The organism is Streptomyces orinoci (assembly GCF_003121295.1).
Taxonomy (GTDB): domain Bacteria; phylum Actinomycetota; class Actinomycetes; order Streptomycetales; family Streptomycetaceae; genus Streptomyces; species Streptomyces orinoci.
In genome coordinates, this window is sequence record NZ_PHNC01000012.1 from 72659 (window position 1) to 85794 (window position 13136).

Annotated in this window: 14 protein-coding genes and 1 pseudogene; 5 read left to right on the forward strand and 10 right to left on the reverse strand. The window is 69.6% G+C overall.

Annotated elements, in window-relative coordinates; translation table 11 throughout:
* Window positions 1-108 precede the first annotated feature (108 nt).
* From CV755_RS09960 to CV755_RS09975, 5 genes and pseudogenes are all read right to left on the reverse strand, one after another.
* Window positions 109-735 carry an HAD domain-containing protein gene (locus CV755_RS09960; protein WP_241561105.1) on the reverse strand — a complete coding sequence of 209 codons (627 nt, stop codon included), beginning with the start codon at window positions 733-735 and terminating at the stop codon, window positions 109-111.
* Window positions 736-918, reverse strand: a pseudogene (locus CV755_RS37135) (DUF397 domain-containing protein); the annotation flags it as partial.
* Window positions 919-969: 51 nt separating this feature from the next.
* Window positions 970-1305, reverse strand: coding sequence for a DUF397 domain-containing protein (locus CV755_RS37140; RefSeq protein WP_109279813.1), 336 nt, complete (start codon window positions 1303-1305; stop codon window positions 970-972).
* A complete protein-coding gene (locus CV755_RS09970; RefSeq protein WP_422070530.1) occupies window positions 1257-1475 on the reverse strand; it encodes a DUF397 domain-containing protein in 219 nt (72 codons plus the stop codon). Before CV755_RS09970 ends, CV755_RS37140 begins: the two co-directional genes overlap by 49 nt.
* Window positions 1381-2295: a helix-turn-helix domain-containing protein gene (locus CV755_RS09975; protein ID WP_109279814.1), complete on the reverse strand. Its 915-nt coding sequence runs from the start codon at window positions 2293-2295 to the stop codon at window positions 1381-1383. Before CV755_RS09975 ends, CV755_RS09970 begins: the two co-directional genes overlap by 95 nt.
* Window positions 2296-2700: 405 nt before the next feature.
* Here CV755_RS09975 and CV755_RS34600 point away from each other — a divergent pair, with 405 nt between their 5' ends.
* Entirely contained in the window at window positions 2701-2850 is a 150-nt protein-coding gene (locus CV755_RS34600; RefSeq protein WP_161968649.1) for a hypothetical protein, read from the forward strand.
* A gap of 88 nt (window positions 2851-2938) precedes the next feature.
* Here the strand turns inward: CV755_RS34600 and CV755_RS09985 are convergent, their stop codons facing one another.
* A complete protein-coding gene (locus CV755_RS09985; protein WP_109279816.1) occupies window positions 2939-3859 on the reverse strand; it encodes a DUF6891 domain-containing protein in 921 nt (306 codons plus the stop codon).
* Between the two features lie 442 nt (window positions 3860-4301).
* Here CV755_RS09985 and CV755_RS09990 point away from each other — a divergent pair, with 442 nt between their 5' ends.
* The gene (locus CV755_RS09990) at window positions 4302-5702 is read left to right on the forward strand and encodes an amino acid permease (RefSeq protein WP_109279817.1); all 1401 of its coding nucleotides are present in this window, start codon (window positions 4302-4304) and stop codon (window positions 5700-5702) included.
* Window positions 5703-5879: 177 nt separating this feature from the next.
* A complete protein-coding gene (locus CV755_RS09995) occupies window positions 5880-6248 on the forward strand; it encodes a nuclear transport factor 2 family protein (protein WP_109279818.1) in 369 nt (122 codons plus the stop codon).
* Here CV755_RS09995 and CV755_RS10000 read toward each other — a convergent pair.
* Window positions 6238-7044 carry a helix-turn-helix domain-containing protein gene (locus tag CV755_RS10000; protein ID WP_109279819.1) on the reverse strand — a complete coding sequence of 269 codons (807 nt, stop codon included), beginning with the start codon at window positions 7042-7044 and terminating at the stop codon, window positions 6238-6240. The genes CV755_RS09995 and CV755_RS10000 overlap by 11 nt on opposite strands.
* A 112-nt stretch (window positions 7045-7156) precedes the next feature.
* On the opposite strand from CV755_RS10000, the gene CV755_RS10005 reads away from it, so the two are divergent.
* On the forward strand, window positions 7157-7462 hold the full coding sequence (locus CV755_RS10005; protein ID WP_109279820.1) for a 4a-hydroxytetrahydrobiopterin dehydratase: 306 nt from the start codon (window positions 7157-7159) through the stop codon (window positions 7460-7462).
* Between the two features lie 115 nt (window positions 7463-7577).
* On the opposite strand, the gene CV755_RS10010 is transcribed toward CV755_RS10005, so the two are convergent.
* The 3 genes from CV755_RS10010 to CV755_RS10020 all read right to left on the reverse strand — a co-directional run bounded on the left by CV755_RS10010 (window position 7578) and on the right by CV755_RS10020 (window position 11796).
* Entirely contained in the window at window positions 7578-8420 is an 843-nt protein-coding gene (locus CV755_RS10010) for an aldo/keto reductase (protein WP_109279821.1), read from the reverse strand.
* Window positions 8421-8546: 126 nt separating this feature from the next.
* Window positions 8547-10376 carry an AMP-dependent synthetase/ligase gene (locus tag CV755_RS10015; RefSeq protein ID WP_109279822.1) on the reverse strand — a complete coding sequence of 610 codons (1830 nt, stop codon included), beginning with the start codon at window positions 10374-10376 and terminating at the stop codon, window positions 8547-8549.
* A 550-nt stretch (window positions 10377-10926) separates the two neighbouring features.
* Window positions 10927-11796, reverse strand: coding sequence for a LysR family transcriptional regulator (locus CV755_RS10020; protein ID WP_109279823.1), 870 nt, complete (start codon window positions 11794-11796; stop codon window positions 10927-10929).
* Between the two features lie 84 nt (window positions 11797-11880).
* Here CV755_RS10020 and CV755_RS10025 point away from each other — a divergent pair, with 84 nt between their 5' ends.
* Window positions 11881-12912, forward strand: a complete 1032-nt coding sequence (locus tag CV755_RS10025) for a bile acid:sodium symporter family protein (protein WP_193553386.1) — start codon at window positions 11881-11883, stop codon at window positions 12910-12912.
* Window positions 12913-13136 lie beyond the last annotated feature (224 nt).

The window sequence follows — 13136 nt, forward strand, 5'->3', positions numbered from 1 at the left end:
GGCGGGCTGGGTCCGACACTGGCTGTGGGGCCGCCGGACAACGGTTTTCCGGCGGCGGTGATTCCACCTCGTCCGCAGGGAAACGGGCGGGCAGCGTGCCGGCGCTTCCTAGCCGGTACAGCTGCCCACGCGATGCGCGGGGCGGGGCTCCAGATGGGTGTGGGTATACGCGCGGCCGCTGACGGTGCACTTGTGGGACCGGGCGAAGGTCAAGAGGGCGAGGAAATCGTCCTGGCGGAGGCCGATTCGGGGGTTGACGTGGTGGAGGAGGGCGGGGGACGGGTGGTGGGCGGCCACGTAGGCGTGGTCGAGGTCGCTCTGCTCGTCGTCCACCCAGGCGAAGGGGCGGCCGTTGGCGTATCTGAGGAGTGGCTCCGTCTTCCAGTGGACGCCGTCGGGGCGTTCGCGAAGCAGGGAGTCGCCGAAGTCCACCCAGGGGAGTTGGGGGAGGCCGAGGGCTGGGCCGATCCAGTGGTTGGCCTCTTCCATCCATGTTGTGGCCCAGCAGAGTTCGAATCCAAGCCGTAGCAGGGATTGTCCGTGGTCCGGGTTGAGCCAGAGGTGCGGCGGCTGGCGTGTGCCCGGCCGCTCGCCAACTCGGAGGGTGATAAAGCCCTTTGGGCATTGTTCGGGTTGGGCTGCGTAGGGGTTGAGCGGGCCGTCCACGTCGAGGAACAGGAGGGGCTGGTGCTGAGGGGTTCTGGGGACGAGTGTGTTGCCGGTAAGGGCTCTGATGAAGGCGCGCCAGGGGGTGGTTGGAAAGATGAGGGGTGGGGTGTCGGGCTGTTTGCTGTCGCGGGTGGGGACTGTGCCGGGTATGTCTTCAGTGATTTGGAGGCAGGCGCCTCCGTCCGGATTGCTGTAGCTGGATTTGTGCCAGGTGGCGGTGCTGAGATCCGGTGCGGATATGAGGGGCACGGTAAGTGTCCTACGTGGGTGTGTGATGAGTGCTGTTGAGTCGTTGGCAGGTCATGGCTCAAGGTGGCCCACTCGTATCGCTCTCACCAAGGTTTGCCATGCGTGAGTTGGGGGCGTCAAGGATGCTTGGGCAGGTCTCTTACTGTCGCGTATAGGCACTCGTCCCGGAATGCCGTCAGCGACTTCGACGCACTCGCCTCCGTCCGGATTGCTGTAGCTGGATTTGCGCCAGGCGGCGACTTTGAGTTGGGGTGGAGTCACGGGGGTCACGGTGAGTTTCCTGTAATGCGCGCTTGATGAGCGCCGCTGAGTCGGCCGGCGAGAGGTAGCGAGGGGTGTTAGGGCTCGAGTCGTCCCAGTCGTATCGCTCTGACGAGGGCTTGCCATGCGTGAATTGAGGGCGTCAATGGTGTGTAGGTGGGGCGCTTGCTGTCACGTACAGGCACTTGTCCTTGGATGCCGTCAGCGACTTCGACGCACTGTCCCCCGTCGGGGTTGCTGTAGCTGCTTTTTCGCCACACGGCGGCGTTGAGACCGGGTTGGCAGTCGGGTATCACTGTAGATATCCTCCGCGATGTGTTTGATCAATTTGGCTGAGTCCTCGGGTGGCAGGGCCAGTGCCCGCAGCTGATCGTAAGCCGTGGCATATGGAGCGACCATCGTCTTCTCGTCGACAAGGTGCCCTTCGAAGGCGCCCTCTGTGTAAACCGCTTTGGATCCGTTGAGTAGCTCCAGCACCGTCATGGAGCCGCCCATAGAGGGATGGGGTCCGCTGGCGAATGGCAGGACCTGCAGCGTTACCCGGGGCTGGGCTCCGGCTTTGAGGAGGCTTATGAGCTGGTCCTGCATGACAGTTGCCTTGCCGCAAGGCCGCAGCAGCACAGCCTCGTCCAAGATGACCCAGTAGCGAGGGGCGGATGGACCGGTGAGGAGCGTCTGCCGATCCAAGCGCGCGGCGAGGCGGTTCTGGAGCTCCTCGTCGGTGGCCTCCAGGCCGTGCCCCAGTAGGCAACGCGCGTACTCCTTTGTTTGCAGCAGGCCTGGCACGCATGCGGCTGCGTACTCGGAGATCTCGCCGGCCTGGGCTTCCAGTTCCATGAACCGCCGGTACTTGTCTGGGAATCGCTCCCTCCGCACCATCCTCCACAGCGACTCGAAGAACCTGTCCTTTCTGAACACTCTGTCGAAGTCGCGGGAGTTGTCCAGAGTCGGCGGCGCCCCCGTCACGCGTTCGATCTGGGCGATACGGGTGTTGCTGACGTGGATGGCTGTGCCCAGTTGCTGTTGGGTCATGCCCTTGCGGAGCCGTTCCTCGCGTAGGTTCCAGCCGTAGAAGGCGGCAGCGGAGGTTGACGGGTCCAGGGTCTTGGGTGGCATCGGCCCTCCCAGGTCAACCGGTATGTGCGGTTTATGGTTCGCGGTTGTCAAGAGCCAGGGGCTGTTGAAGCTACCGGTGGAGGGGAGATCGTCGGGGCGGAAGTGGGGAAGGGCCCCACGGCGGAGGGATGGAGGGGTGGGTGCGATGACTCCTACAGCGCGTGAGATTGCCGCGCGTACGGCCCGGGAGCTGCATGACGCGTTCCGGGAGCATGGTCATGCGGTGCAGGTCGTCGCAGAGCCGGGTGCGGAGGGCGGGGAGGTGTATGTGAGCCTCTTTGGGCCGCTTCGGGTTGCGGAGGCGCGGCTGGTTGCGGAGGCGTTGCGGGCGTACCGGGCCGCGGGGCGGCGGCTGAGTGCGGAGGTGGCGGCGGTCAATGCCAGGAGCCGGCGGGGTGGGCTGGGGTGAGCGGGGGCGAGGAGCGGTCGGCGCCGCGTTGTGGGGAATGCGCGCGGATCAAAGCGGCGTACTACGCGGCGGTGCGGGAGGGCAGGCGCGCGGCGGCGGAGCGGTGGTGTGTGGTGATGGGACGGCATCTGCGGGAGGCGCACTGAGCGGTGCGTTTTCCGGGAGGGGCCGTCCGGCGGGATGGGTGGCTGGGGGAGGGGCTGGCGGATCAATCCCTCCGCGCCCCTTCGGGAGCTAACCCACCAGCCTGCGCTGCCAGTTGAGGTGTGTGACGTTGATTGAGCGAGCAGGGTCGCCGTTCCACTCGGCGGACAGGCCGGCGGATTCAAGGGCGGTCACGATCTCCTTGCCGATGGTCGCCGTCGTATGGCGGGACGCATTGAACGTGCCGTAGAAGAGGGTCAGTCCATGACCGGCCGCCGCGCTGTCCGTGCACTGCTGGTGGAAGTAGACGAAACCGCGGGCGCCGGGAGCGGCCTCGGCGGCTATTTCGGAGTGGCCGCAGTTACGGCAGCAGGTGAAGTTCTCCCGGGCGGTGATTCCCGAGGCGTTGAGAGCGGTGAAGGCTCGGGTGAGGCGTTCGGGGTCGGTCTCGCCTTGCCAGGCGGCTTGTTCGGTGACGCGCTCCAGCCATAGGCGGTCGGCCAGTTGGGCGGCCTGGGCGGGGGAGACGGGGGCGTCGTCGATGTCCGCCAGGTAGTCCTCGGCCAGTTCGGCGAGTTCGGCACGGGTGATATAGCCGGCGAGGAGTGCTTGGCGGAGGTGGTCCTCCAGCTCTTCGCGATCCTGGTCGTCGAGATCGAGCGGGGGGACGGGCGCCGGGGCCGGGCCCAGGTCAAGGCGCTGCCAGGGGAGTTGCGTTCGCCAGGCGTCTTCTCGGCGTGCCCAGCCGGCCAGGGCGGCGACTATGGGTTCGGGGTCGTCCAGCTTCACCTGAAAGTGGCGGTCGGGCCCGCCGTCGCGGTGCTCCAGGGTGTAGTCGCCTCCGGCCCGGTGCCAGACCTGGATAAAGACATGGGGCAGGTCGGGAATGGGCTGGACGACCAGGAACATGTCTCCCTGGCCGCCGATGCGGTGGACCAGCGTGGCAAGTTCCCGGGCGGTGGGCCGGACGTGCCGGTGGCCCTTCTCGGTGAGCACCGTGATCTCAAGCATATGGCTCACTCTCGCATGAGGCTCGGACATCGCCGGCCGGCCCTTGCGGCCCCGTCCGGCAACCACGGGTGGGGGCGATGACGGCTGCCGAGGATCGGCTCGGGGTGGATCCGGGGGGTATGGGGTCGGCATTGCCGGGCATCAGCGAGGTGACGGCCATCACAGTGTGTGGCGCAATGTCTGCGTATGGTGGATTCGTGCGTTTGGCGGTTATTGGTCAAACCAATCCGGACACCGAGCGTGCGGACCACCCGATTCCGCTTGATCGGCGGGTGGTGGACGAATGGCGGTGGGTGGACACGATCACGGCAGCTTTTGCGGCCGTAAGGGGCACTGCGCGGGACAAAAACCAGCGATTTTGCGCCCCGCTCTTGACCACTCACTATGTGGGCGGTCGCATACCTCTGCGACCCTGCCCGCAGGATGAGAGGCACCACAGCCCATGCAAGACACCGACGGCACCCCCGTGCGCCGTTTCGGCCTCCCCACAGCGGTCGCGCTGGTCATGGGGAACATCATCGGTGGCGGCATCTTTCTGCTGCCCGCCTCGGTCGCCCCGTACGGCACCGTCAGCCTGCTCGCCTTTGGCGTGCTGACGGTCGGGGCGATCGCCCTGGCGCTGGTTTTCGGGCGGCTTGCCGAACGGCATCCGCAGACCGGCGGACCGTATGTCTACGCGCGTGAGGCCTTCGGCGACTTCGCCGGGTTCCTCTCCGCCTGGTCGTACTGGACCATGACCTGGGTGAGCAATGCCGCCCTGGCCGTGGCCGGGGTGGGCTACTTCCATGTGCTGGCCGGAACCGCCCCGTCCAAGGGCACCGATCTGGCCATCGCGCTGGCCATGCTGTGGCTCCCGGCGCTGGCCAACCTGGCGGGTACCCGCTGGGTTGGCGCGGTGCAGATGATCTCCACGGTGCTGAAGTTCCTGCCGCTGCTGTTTGTGGCCGTGGTGGGGCTGTTCTACTTCGACCCCAAGAACCTCGGTCACTTCACCGAGGGCGGGGGCAACTGGACCGGCGGGCTGACCGCCTCGGCGGCGATCCTGCTCTACAGCTATGTGGGCGTGGAGTCCGCCGCGATGAGCGCCGGCGAGGTCCGTAACCCCGAGCGCAATGTCGGCCGGGCCAGTGTGCTGGGCACCATCGGTGCGGCGCTGGTGTACCTGCTGGGCACGGTGTCGGTGTTCGGCACGGTGCCGCACGACAAGCTGGCCAAGTCCACCGCGCCCTTCTCCGACTCCATGGATGCCATGTTCGGCGGCCACTGGGGCGGCACCCTGATCGCGGCCGCCGCGGTGATCTCCATCGTGGGCGCACTCAACGGCTGGACGCTGATGAGCGCCCAGTCCCCGTACGCGGCGGCCAAGGACGGCCTGTTCCCGGCGGCCTTCGGCCGCAAGCGGCGCGGCGTGCCCACGGTGGGTGTGCTGGCGGCCGCCGTGCTGGCCACCGGGCTGACGCTGATCAACTATGTGTCCGGCTCCGGCGGGGTCTTCAACATCCTGGTGCTGGTCACCACCTTCTCCGCGACCATCCCCTATCTGCTGGCCGCCGCGGCCCAGGTGTTCTTCCTGCTCAAGGGGCAGCGCGAGAAGGTCAACCCGGCGCGGTTGACCCGGGACATGGTGCTGGCGCTGGGCGCCTTCGCCTTCTCCTTCTGGCTGGTGGCGGGCGCCGGATATGCGGCGGTCTACCAGGGCACGCTCTTCCTCTTCGTAGGCGTGATCGTCTACGCCTGGATGGCGGCGCGGCGCCCGGCGCAGCGGCCGCAGGACGAGGCCGAGGCCGGGGCCGAGGGCGAGGCCACCGGGCCGGTGCTGGAGGCGGAGACCGTCCGCGGCTGAGCGAAAGGTTTCGGCAAGGGCGACCCGGGTGGTGGCAACCGCCCGGGTCGTCGTCGCATTACCTGGCGGGTAATCGCGCACCATGGGCGGCCGCGGGAAGGTTGGGGCATGGCCGCCGGGCCCGCGCACTCGGGCCCGGGGGGCTTCATCGGACCTTTGGAACAAGGGAGTTCAACCATGTCGCGTTACGAGACCGCCGTCGCCCGTTACTTCGAGGCCTGGAACGCCGCCGACGAGGCCGCCCGGGCCAAGGCGGTGGCCGCGGCCTGGACCGAGGACGGGTCCTACACCGACCCGCTGGCCCAGGTCAGCGGTCACCAGGCGGTGGCCGCGGTGATAGCGGGGGCCCAACAGCAGTTCCCCGGCTTTGAATTCCGGCTGAGCGGGGCCGTGGACGGCCACCATGACCTGGCGCGCTTCTCCTGGGAGCTGGTCTCGGTGGCGGACGGGTCGGCGCCGGTGGCCGGTTCGGATGTGATCACCCTGGCCGAGGACGGCCGTATCCGCTCCGTCCTCGGCTTCCTGGACCGGCTGCCTAGCGCCTGACGGTGTGCAGATATGCGGCCGTCTCCGGGTCGGCGGGGAGGAAGGTCTCCAGCGCCAGCTCGGAGACGGTCACATCCATGGGGGTGTTGAAGGTGGCGATGGCCGAGACAAAGGACAGCGTCCGGCCGTCGTGCTCGATGAGCAAGGGCAGCGCGAACGGGGCCGTACGGCCGCCCGAGGCGGAGAGCTCCTCGCCGCAGGGCTCCGGCGGCGGGTAGCCTCTGACCTCCTCGTAGACGGCGCGCAGCTCGGCCGAGCGGAGCACGGCCAGCTGCCGTTCCATCTGGTGCAGCAGATGGCCGCGCCACTCCCCGTAGTTGCGGATGCGCGGGGCCATGCCGCGGGGGTGCAGGGTTACCCGCATCGCGTTCAGCGGCGGAGTCAGCAGTTCCTCGTCCACGCCCTCCAGCAGCATGGCGACGCCCTGGTTGGCGGCCACCACCTGGTAGGTGCCGTCCACCACCAAGGCCGGGAACGGCTGGTAGGCGTGCAGCAGTTGGTCCAGTGCCGCGCGCAGCTCGTGCATCGAGGGGTCGTCAAGGGGGCGTTCGGGGTAGTGCGGGGCGTAACCCGCGGCGATCAGCAGGGCATTGCGCTCCCGGACCGGTACGTCCAGGTGGTCCGAGAGACGGAGCACCATCTCCTGGCTGGGGCGCGAGCGGCCGTTTTCGATAAAACTGATGTGCCGGGCGGAGGAGTCGGCACGCAGGGCGAGGTCCAGCTGGCTCAGGCGCCGTCTGACCCGCCATTCGCGCAGCATGGGGCCGACGGCCGGGGCGGCTGCAACAGTGGTCATGGGCTTGACCGTAACCTGTCACCGGCGCGCGCCGGGCGGCGGCCCGTGGCAGGCTTTCCTTACCGAGGTCCGCGAGTCGCTCGCGGGATGCCCGCGATGAAGGGGATGCCTTATGAGCGTCGAACCGCTCTCGCAGAAGGACGTGGAGGAGCGTCTGAAGGAGCTGCCGGGCTGGAGTACGGACGGGCTGCAGATCAGCCGCAAGTACTCCTTCGACGGACACTTCGCGGCGGCGGCGATGGTGATTCATATCGCCCAGATCCAGGAGGAGTTGGGGCACCATGCCGAGGTGACCCTGGGCTACAACACGCTGGCGCTCACGGTGAACACCCATAGCGTGGGCGGCAAGGTCACCGGCCTGGATGTCGAACTCGCCCGTCGGGTGGAGGCGGTGGCGCCGGGGCACGGGGCCCGCTGAGCGGAGCCCAGGGCCCCGCCCGTGTGCTACCCCCGCGGCACACGGACGGGGCCGGCCGGCGCCGGTGGGACTCAGCCGGGCGCGGCGGTATCGGGGACCGAGGCGCGGTCCATGATCAGAACTGGTCGAACTCGTCCGGGTCCGGCCCCAGTCGGGTGCCGTTGTCCAGGACGGCGAGGGCCTTGATGTCCTCCTCGTCCAGCTGGAAGCCGAAGACATCGAAGTTCTCGCGGATCCGGGACGGCGTCACCGACTTGGGGATGGCCACATTGCCCAGCTGGAGGTGCCAGCGCAGCACGATCTGCGCCGGGGTCCGGCCATGCTTGGCGGCCAGGCGGGTCACCGTCTCGTCGTTCAGCAGCTCCCGGCCCTGGCCGAGCGGCGACCAGGCCTCGGTGACGATGCCGTGCTCGGCGTGCCGGGCGCGCAGTTCGGCCTGCTGGAGATAGGGGTGCAGTTCGATCTGGTTGACGGCCGGGACCACCGAGGTCTCGGCGATCAGCCGTTCCAGGTGCGCGGGCTGGAAGTTGGAGACTCCGATTGCCCTGGCCCGGCCGCTCTCGGCGATCTCCGCGAAGGTGCGCAGGATGGTCAGGTAGTCATCGCGCATGGCGCGCGGCCAGTGGAGCAGATACAGATCGACATAGTCCAGGCCAAGGCGGTTCAGCGAGGCGTCGAACTCCCGCAGCACGTTCTCCCGCGTCCAGGTCTCGGAGGCGGAGTTCCACAGCTTGGTGGTGACAAACAGCTCGTCACGGGGGATACCCGAGGCGGCCAGCGCCTTTCCGGTGCCCTCCTCGTTCTGGTAGACCGCGGCGGTGTCGATGCTGCGGTACCCGGCTTCGAGGGCGTCCGACACCACGGCCGTCGCCTCCTCGTCGGGAACCTGCCATACGCCGAAGCCCAGCTGCGGCATCCGCACGCCATTGTTGAGGGTGAGGGAAGGGGCCGTGCTCACAAGCAATCGATCCTTCTTCGTCTCTGGGGGTTGGTGCTTGCTTCAGCGTCAACCGGCCTTGCCACCGGGGCATTCCCGGGTCGCGGAGAAATTTTCGGGAGCTTGCCCGTGAGCTTGTCCGGGAACTCAGCTGCCGCTCCGCCGGTAGAGCGTCTCCACCTCCGTGGCATATGCCTTCTCCACCGCCTTGCGCCGCAGCTTCATGGTGGGGGTCAGCAGACCGTGCCGCTCGGTGAACCGGCCGGTGAGGATGCGGAAGGTGCGGATGGGTTCGGCGCCGGGAAACTGGGTGTTGGCCATCACCACCGCCTGCCGGATCTCGGCCTCCAGCTCCGTATCGCGCACCAGGTCGGCGGTTCCGGGCAGGCTTCTGCCGCGCATCGCCAGCCAGTGCTCCACCGCCTGGTGGTCGAGGGTGATCAGGGCGGCCAGGTAGGGGCGGCCGTTGCCGACCACCATGCAGCGATCGACCAGCGGGTGGGCGCGTACCCGGTCCTCCAGGGCGGTGGGCAGGGTGCGGGCGCCGCCTGAGGTGGTCAGCAGCTCGGACTTGCGCCCGGCGATGGTCAGATAGCCGTTCTCGTCCAGTGCGCCCAGATCGCCGGTGGCCAGCCAGCCGTCGCCCAGCGCCGCGCCGGTGGCCCGGGGGTCGTCCAGGTATCCGGTGAAGACCTGCTCGCCGCGCAGCCAGACCTCGCCGTCCTCGGCTATGCGCACGGCGGTGCCGGGCACCGGCGGGCCCACGGTGCCGAAGCGGGGCCGGGCGGGCGGGTTGGCGGTGGCCGCGGCGGCGGTCTCGGTCAGGCCATAGCCCTCGATCACGGTGATTCCGGCGGCGGCGAAGAACAGCCCCAGGCGTCGTTCCAGCGGGGCGCCGCCGCAGATGGCGTGGCGCAGCCGTCCGCCCAGCTGTCGGCGGACCGTGGCGTAGACGCTGCGGTCGAAGCGCCGGCGCTGGATGCGCAGCGCGGGGCCGGGGCCCGGTCCGGTGCCGAAGGACTGCTCCTCGCGTGCCTGGGCGTAGCGCACCGCCACCTCCACCGCCCGGTCGAACAGCGCGGCCCGGCCGCCGCGTTCGAAGTCGCGGCGGGTGGCCTGGAAGACCCGCTCGAAGAGGTACGGGACCGTACAGAGGAAGGTGGGACCGAAGGCTCGCAGTTCGCTGAAGAGGCGGTCGCCGGGCGGGAGTTGGAGGTGCCCCAGCCGTACTCCGCCGCGCAGCGCGGCGACTTGGACGGTCCGGCCGAGGATATGGGGGAGCGGCAGCAGGAGCAGAGTGGCGGCCGGCCGGCCGGGGCGGCCGAAGACCGGGCTGTAGCCCTGGACGATGTTGTCGGTGGCGGCCATGAAGTTGGCGTGGGTGAGGACACAGCCCTTGGGGCGGCCGGTGGTGCCGGGGGTGTAGACCACGGTGGCGGGGGTCCAGGGCCGCACCGCCGCCCGGCGGCGGTGCACCTCCGCATCCGGTACGCCCGCTCCGGCCGCTGTCAGCTCCCGCACCGCGCCGGCGTCCAGCTGCCACAGCCGGGCCAGCCGGGGCAGCCGGCCGATCAGCGAGCCCACGGTCATGGCATGGTCCTCGTGCTCCACCACACAGGCGGTGACCTCCGCGTCCTGCAGCGTCCAGTAGACCTGTTCGGCGGGGGAGTCGGAATACAGCGGTACGGACTGGGCGCCCACGCACCACAGGGCGAAGTCGAAGAGCGTCCACTCATAGCGGTTACGGGAGAGCAGGGCGACCCGGTCGCCGGGGGCCACCCCCTGGGCCAGCAGACCCTTGGCCAGGGCCAGTACTTCGTCCCGGAAGGCGGCCGCCGTCACCTCCTGCCACCGGCCGGCCGTCTTGCGGCCCAGGACGACGCGCTGCGGATGCTCGGCGGCTTGCTGGAACACCAGATCCGCGAGCTGGCCGGTACGCGGTGCCGGAACCAGGGGCGGGACGGTGATATGCGGCAATCTTCGCTCCTTGTGGCGGGCCGGACAGCGCACGTGACGTACCCGGCCGGACGGCCGGGTGAACCAGCGGCCGGCGGGATCCGGCTGACGCGGCGGATCGGTTGCCCGGCCGGATGGGTTGCCCTGTCGGATCGATTGACGGGCCGAATTGAAGCGCCGGGATCGGCTGACCTGGCGACCGGCTGACGCGCTGGATCGGTTGCCCGCCGGATCGGCTGAGCCGCCGGTTGGGTTGACTTGCCGGATCGTTGACTGGCTGAACTGTTGACGCGCCGGGAGGGGCGACGAGCCGACCGGCTGACGCGCCGCGAGCGGCGGACCCGGCGACCGGCTGACGCGCCGGATCGGTTCCCCGCCGGATCGGTTGACTGGCTGCACTGTTGACGTGCCGGGAGCAGGCGACGAGCCGACCGGCTGACGCGCCGCGAGCGGCCGACCCGGTGACCGGCCGGCATCCCGGGAGGGGCCGACCCGGCGACCGGCTGGCGTGCCGGACGAGGCCGAGTCGCCGACCGGCTGAGGTGCCGAAAGCGGCCGCGGAGCGTGTGGGTCAGGCCGCGCCCTGGAGACGGTCGCCGGCTGCCAGGATTGCCTGGGCCAGGGCCTCGGCGCTGCCGTGCCCGGTGCCGCCGCGAACGGGGCCGTGCAGCAGCACCACATCGATGGCGCCCAGCTCGGGCAGGCCGGCCCGGGCGGGCACCCGCTGCAGGCCGGGCGGGATCATGCCGCTGGTGTGCGCCATCACACCCAGCCCGGCGCGGGCCGCGGCCACCAGGCCGCTGAGGCTATGGCTGGTGCAGGCCACCCGCCAGGAGCGGCCGTGCCGCTCCAGCACCTCAAGGGCGCGGGCCCGGGTGACCGCGGGCGGCGGGAAGACCACCAGGGGCAGCGGCCGGTGCGCCTCCAGACGCAGCCGCTCGGCGCCGATCCACACCAGGCGGTCGCGCCACACCAGACGACCGTGCGGCCGGCCGGGGTGGCGTTTGACCAGGACCAGGTCGAAGCGGCCGGCCGCCAACTGCTCCTGGAGTGGGTCGGAGAGGTCCACCGTCAGCTCCAGGTCCACCTCGGGGTTCTCCCGGCGGAAGTCCTCCAGCACCTCCGGCAGCCGGGTCAGTACAAAGTCCTCGGAGGCGCCGAACCGCAGCCTGCCCCGGAGCCTGGTGCCCGCGAACCAGTGGGCCGCCCGCTCATTGGCCTCCAGGATGGTGCGGGCGAAGCCCAGCATGGCCTCGCCGTCCTCGGTGAGGGTGACGCTATGGGTGTCCCGGGAGAACAGCTGCCGCCCGGCCGCCTCCTCCAGCCGGCGCACCTGCTGGCTGACCGTGGACTGGCGCACCCCCAGCCGGTGCGCGGCCTGGGTGAAGCTCAGCGTCTGGGCGACGGTGAGGAAGGTACGCAGCTGCCCGGGATCGAACATGCGTCCAGGTTATCGCTGGAAGTGATAACAGTCAGCTTGTTGAACGGGGTTCCCGATGGCCCTGGGGCGGTGGAGGCTGGGGGCATGCGCCGACCAGGACTTTTCCGTGCCCTGCCCATTGATCCGTATATAGCCGCCCTGCTGGGCACCGTGCTGGTGGCGGTGATGCTGCCGGTGCGGGGCTCGGCCGCCGATGCCATGGACGGGGTGACCAAGGGCGCGGTGGCGCTGCTGTTCTTCCTCTATGGCGCCAGGCTGTCCACCCGGGAAGCGGTGGCGGGGATGCGCCACTGGCGGCTGCATCTGACCGTGCTGGCCTGCACCTTCCTGGTGTTCCCGGTACTGGGTCTCGCGGCGCGAGTGCTGGTGCCCCAGGTGCTGACCCCCCAACTGCACACCGGACTGCTCTTCCTGTGCCTGGTGCCGTCCACCGTCCAGTCGTCGATCGCCTTCACCTCCATCGCCCGGGGCAATGTGGCGGCCGCCATCTGTGCGGGCTCCTTCTCCAGCCTGGTGGGCATCGTGGTCACCCCGCTGCTGGCCGCACTGCTGCTGGGCGGCAGCGGCGGGGGCTTCTCGCTGGACTCGCTGCTGGCGATCGTGCTGCAACTGCTGGTGCCCTTCCTGGCCGGGCAGTTGGCGCGCCCCTGGGTGGGCGGCTTCCTCACCCGGCACCGCAAGGTATTGGGCCGGGTGGACCGGGGATCGGTGCTGCTGGTGGTCTATACCGCCTTCAGCGCGGGCATGGTGCGCGGAATCTGGCACCAGGTGACGCCCTGGCGGCTGCTGGCACTGTTGGGTGTGGAGACGGTGCTGCTGACGGTGATGCTGACGCTCACCGGTTATGGCTCACGCCGGATGGGCTTCGGCCGGGAGGACCGGATCGCCATCACCTTCGCCGGCTCCAAGAAGAGCCTGGCCGCCGGACTCCCCATGGCCACCGTGCTGTTCGGGGCCGAGGCCAGTCTGGCGGTGCTGCCGCTGATGCTCTTCCACCAACTCCAGCTGATGGTCTGCGCGGTACTGGCCAAACGCTATGCCCGTGAGGTGGAGGGCACGCCCTCGGCGGGCCGGCTTCGCATCGCGCGGGAGGCCGCCAACTCGCCGTCTGCCTAGGCCAGGTTGGCCCCGATCTTGGACCCGTGCCAGCGGGTGGGGTGCCGTTCCACTGGTGAGCGGCCCCATGCCCTCGGTCGCGTTTCAAGTGCGGGCCGTCTGTGGCTGGTCGCGCGCACGCGGCGGAGCCGCATGTGATACCCGCCCCGCGCCCCTTACGGGGCGCCCCGAGCGGTCGCGGCCACGCGGCGGTGCCGCACATGCGCTCCTTACGGTGCCCGCTC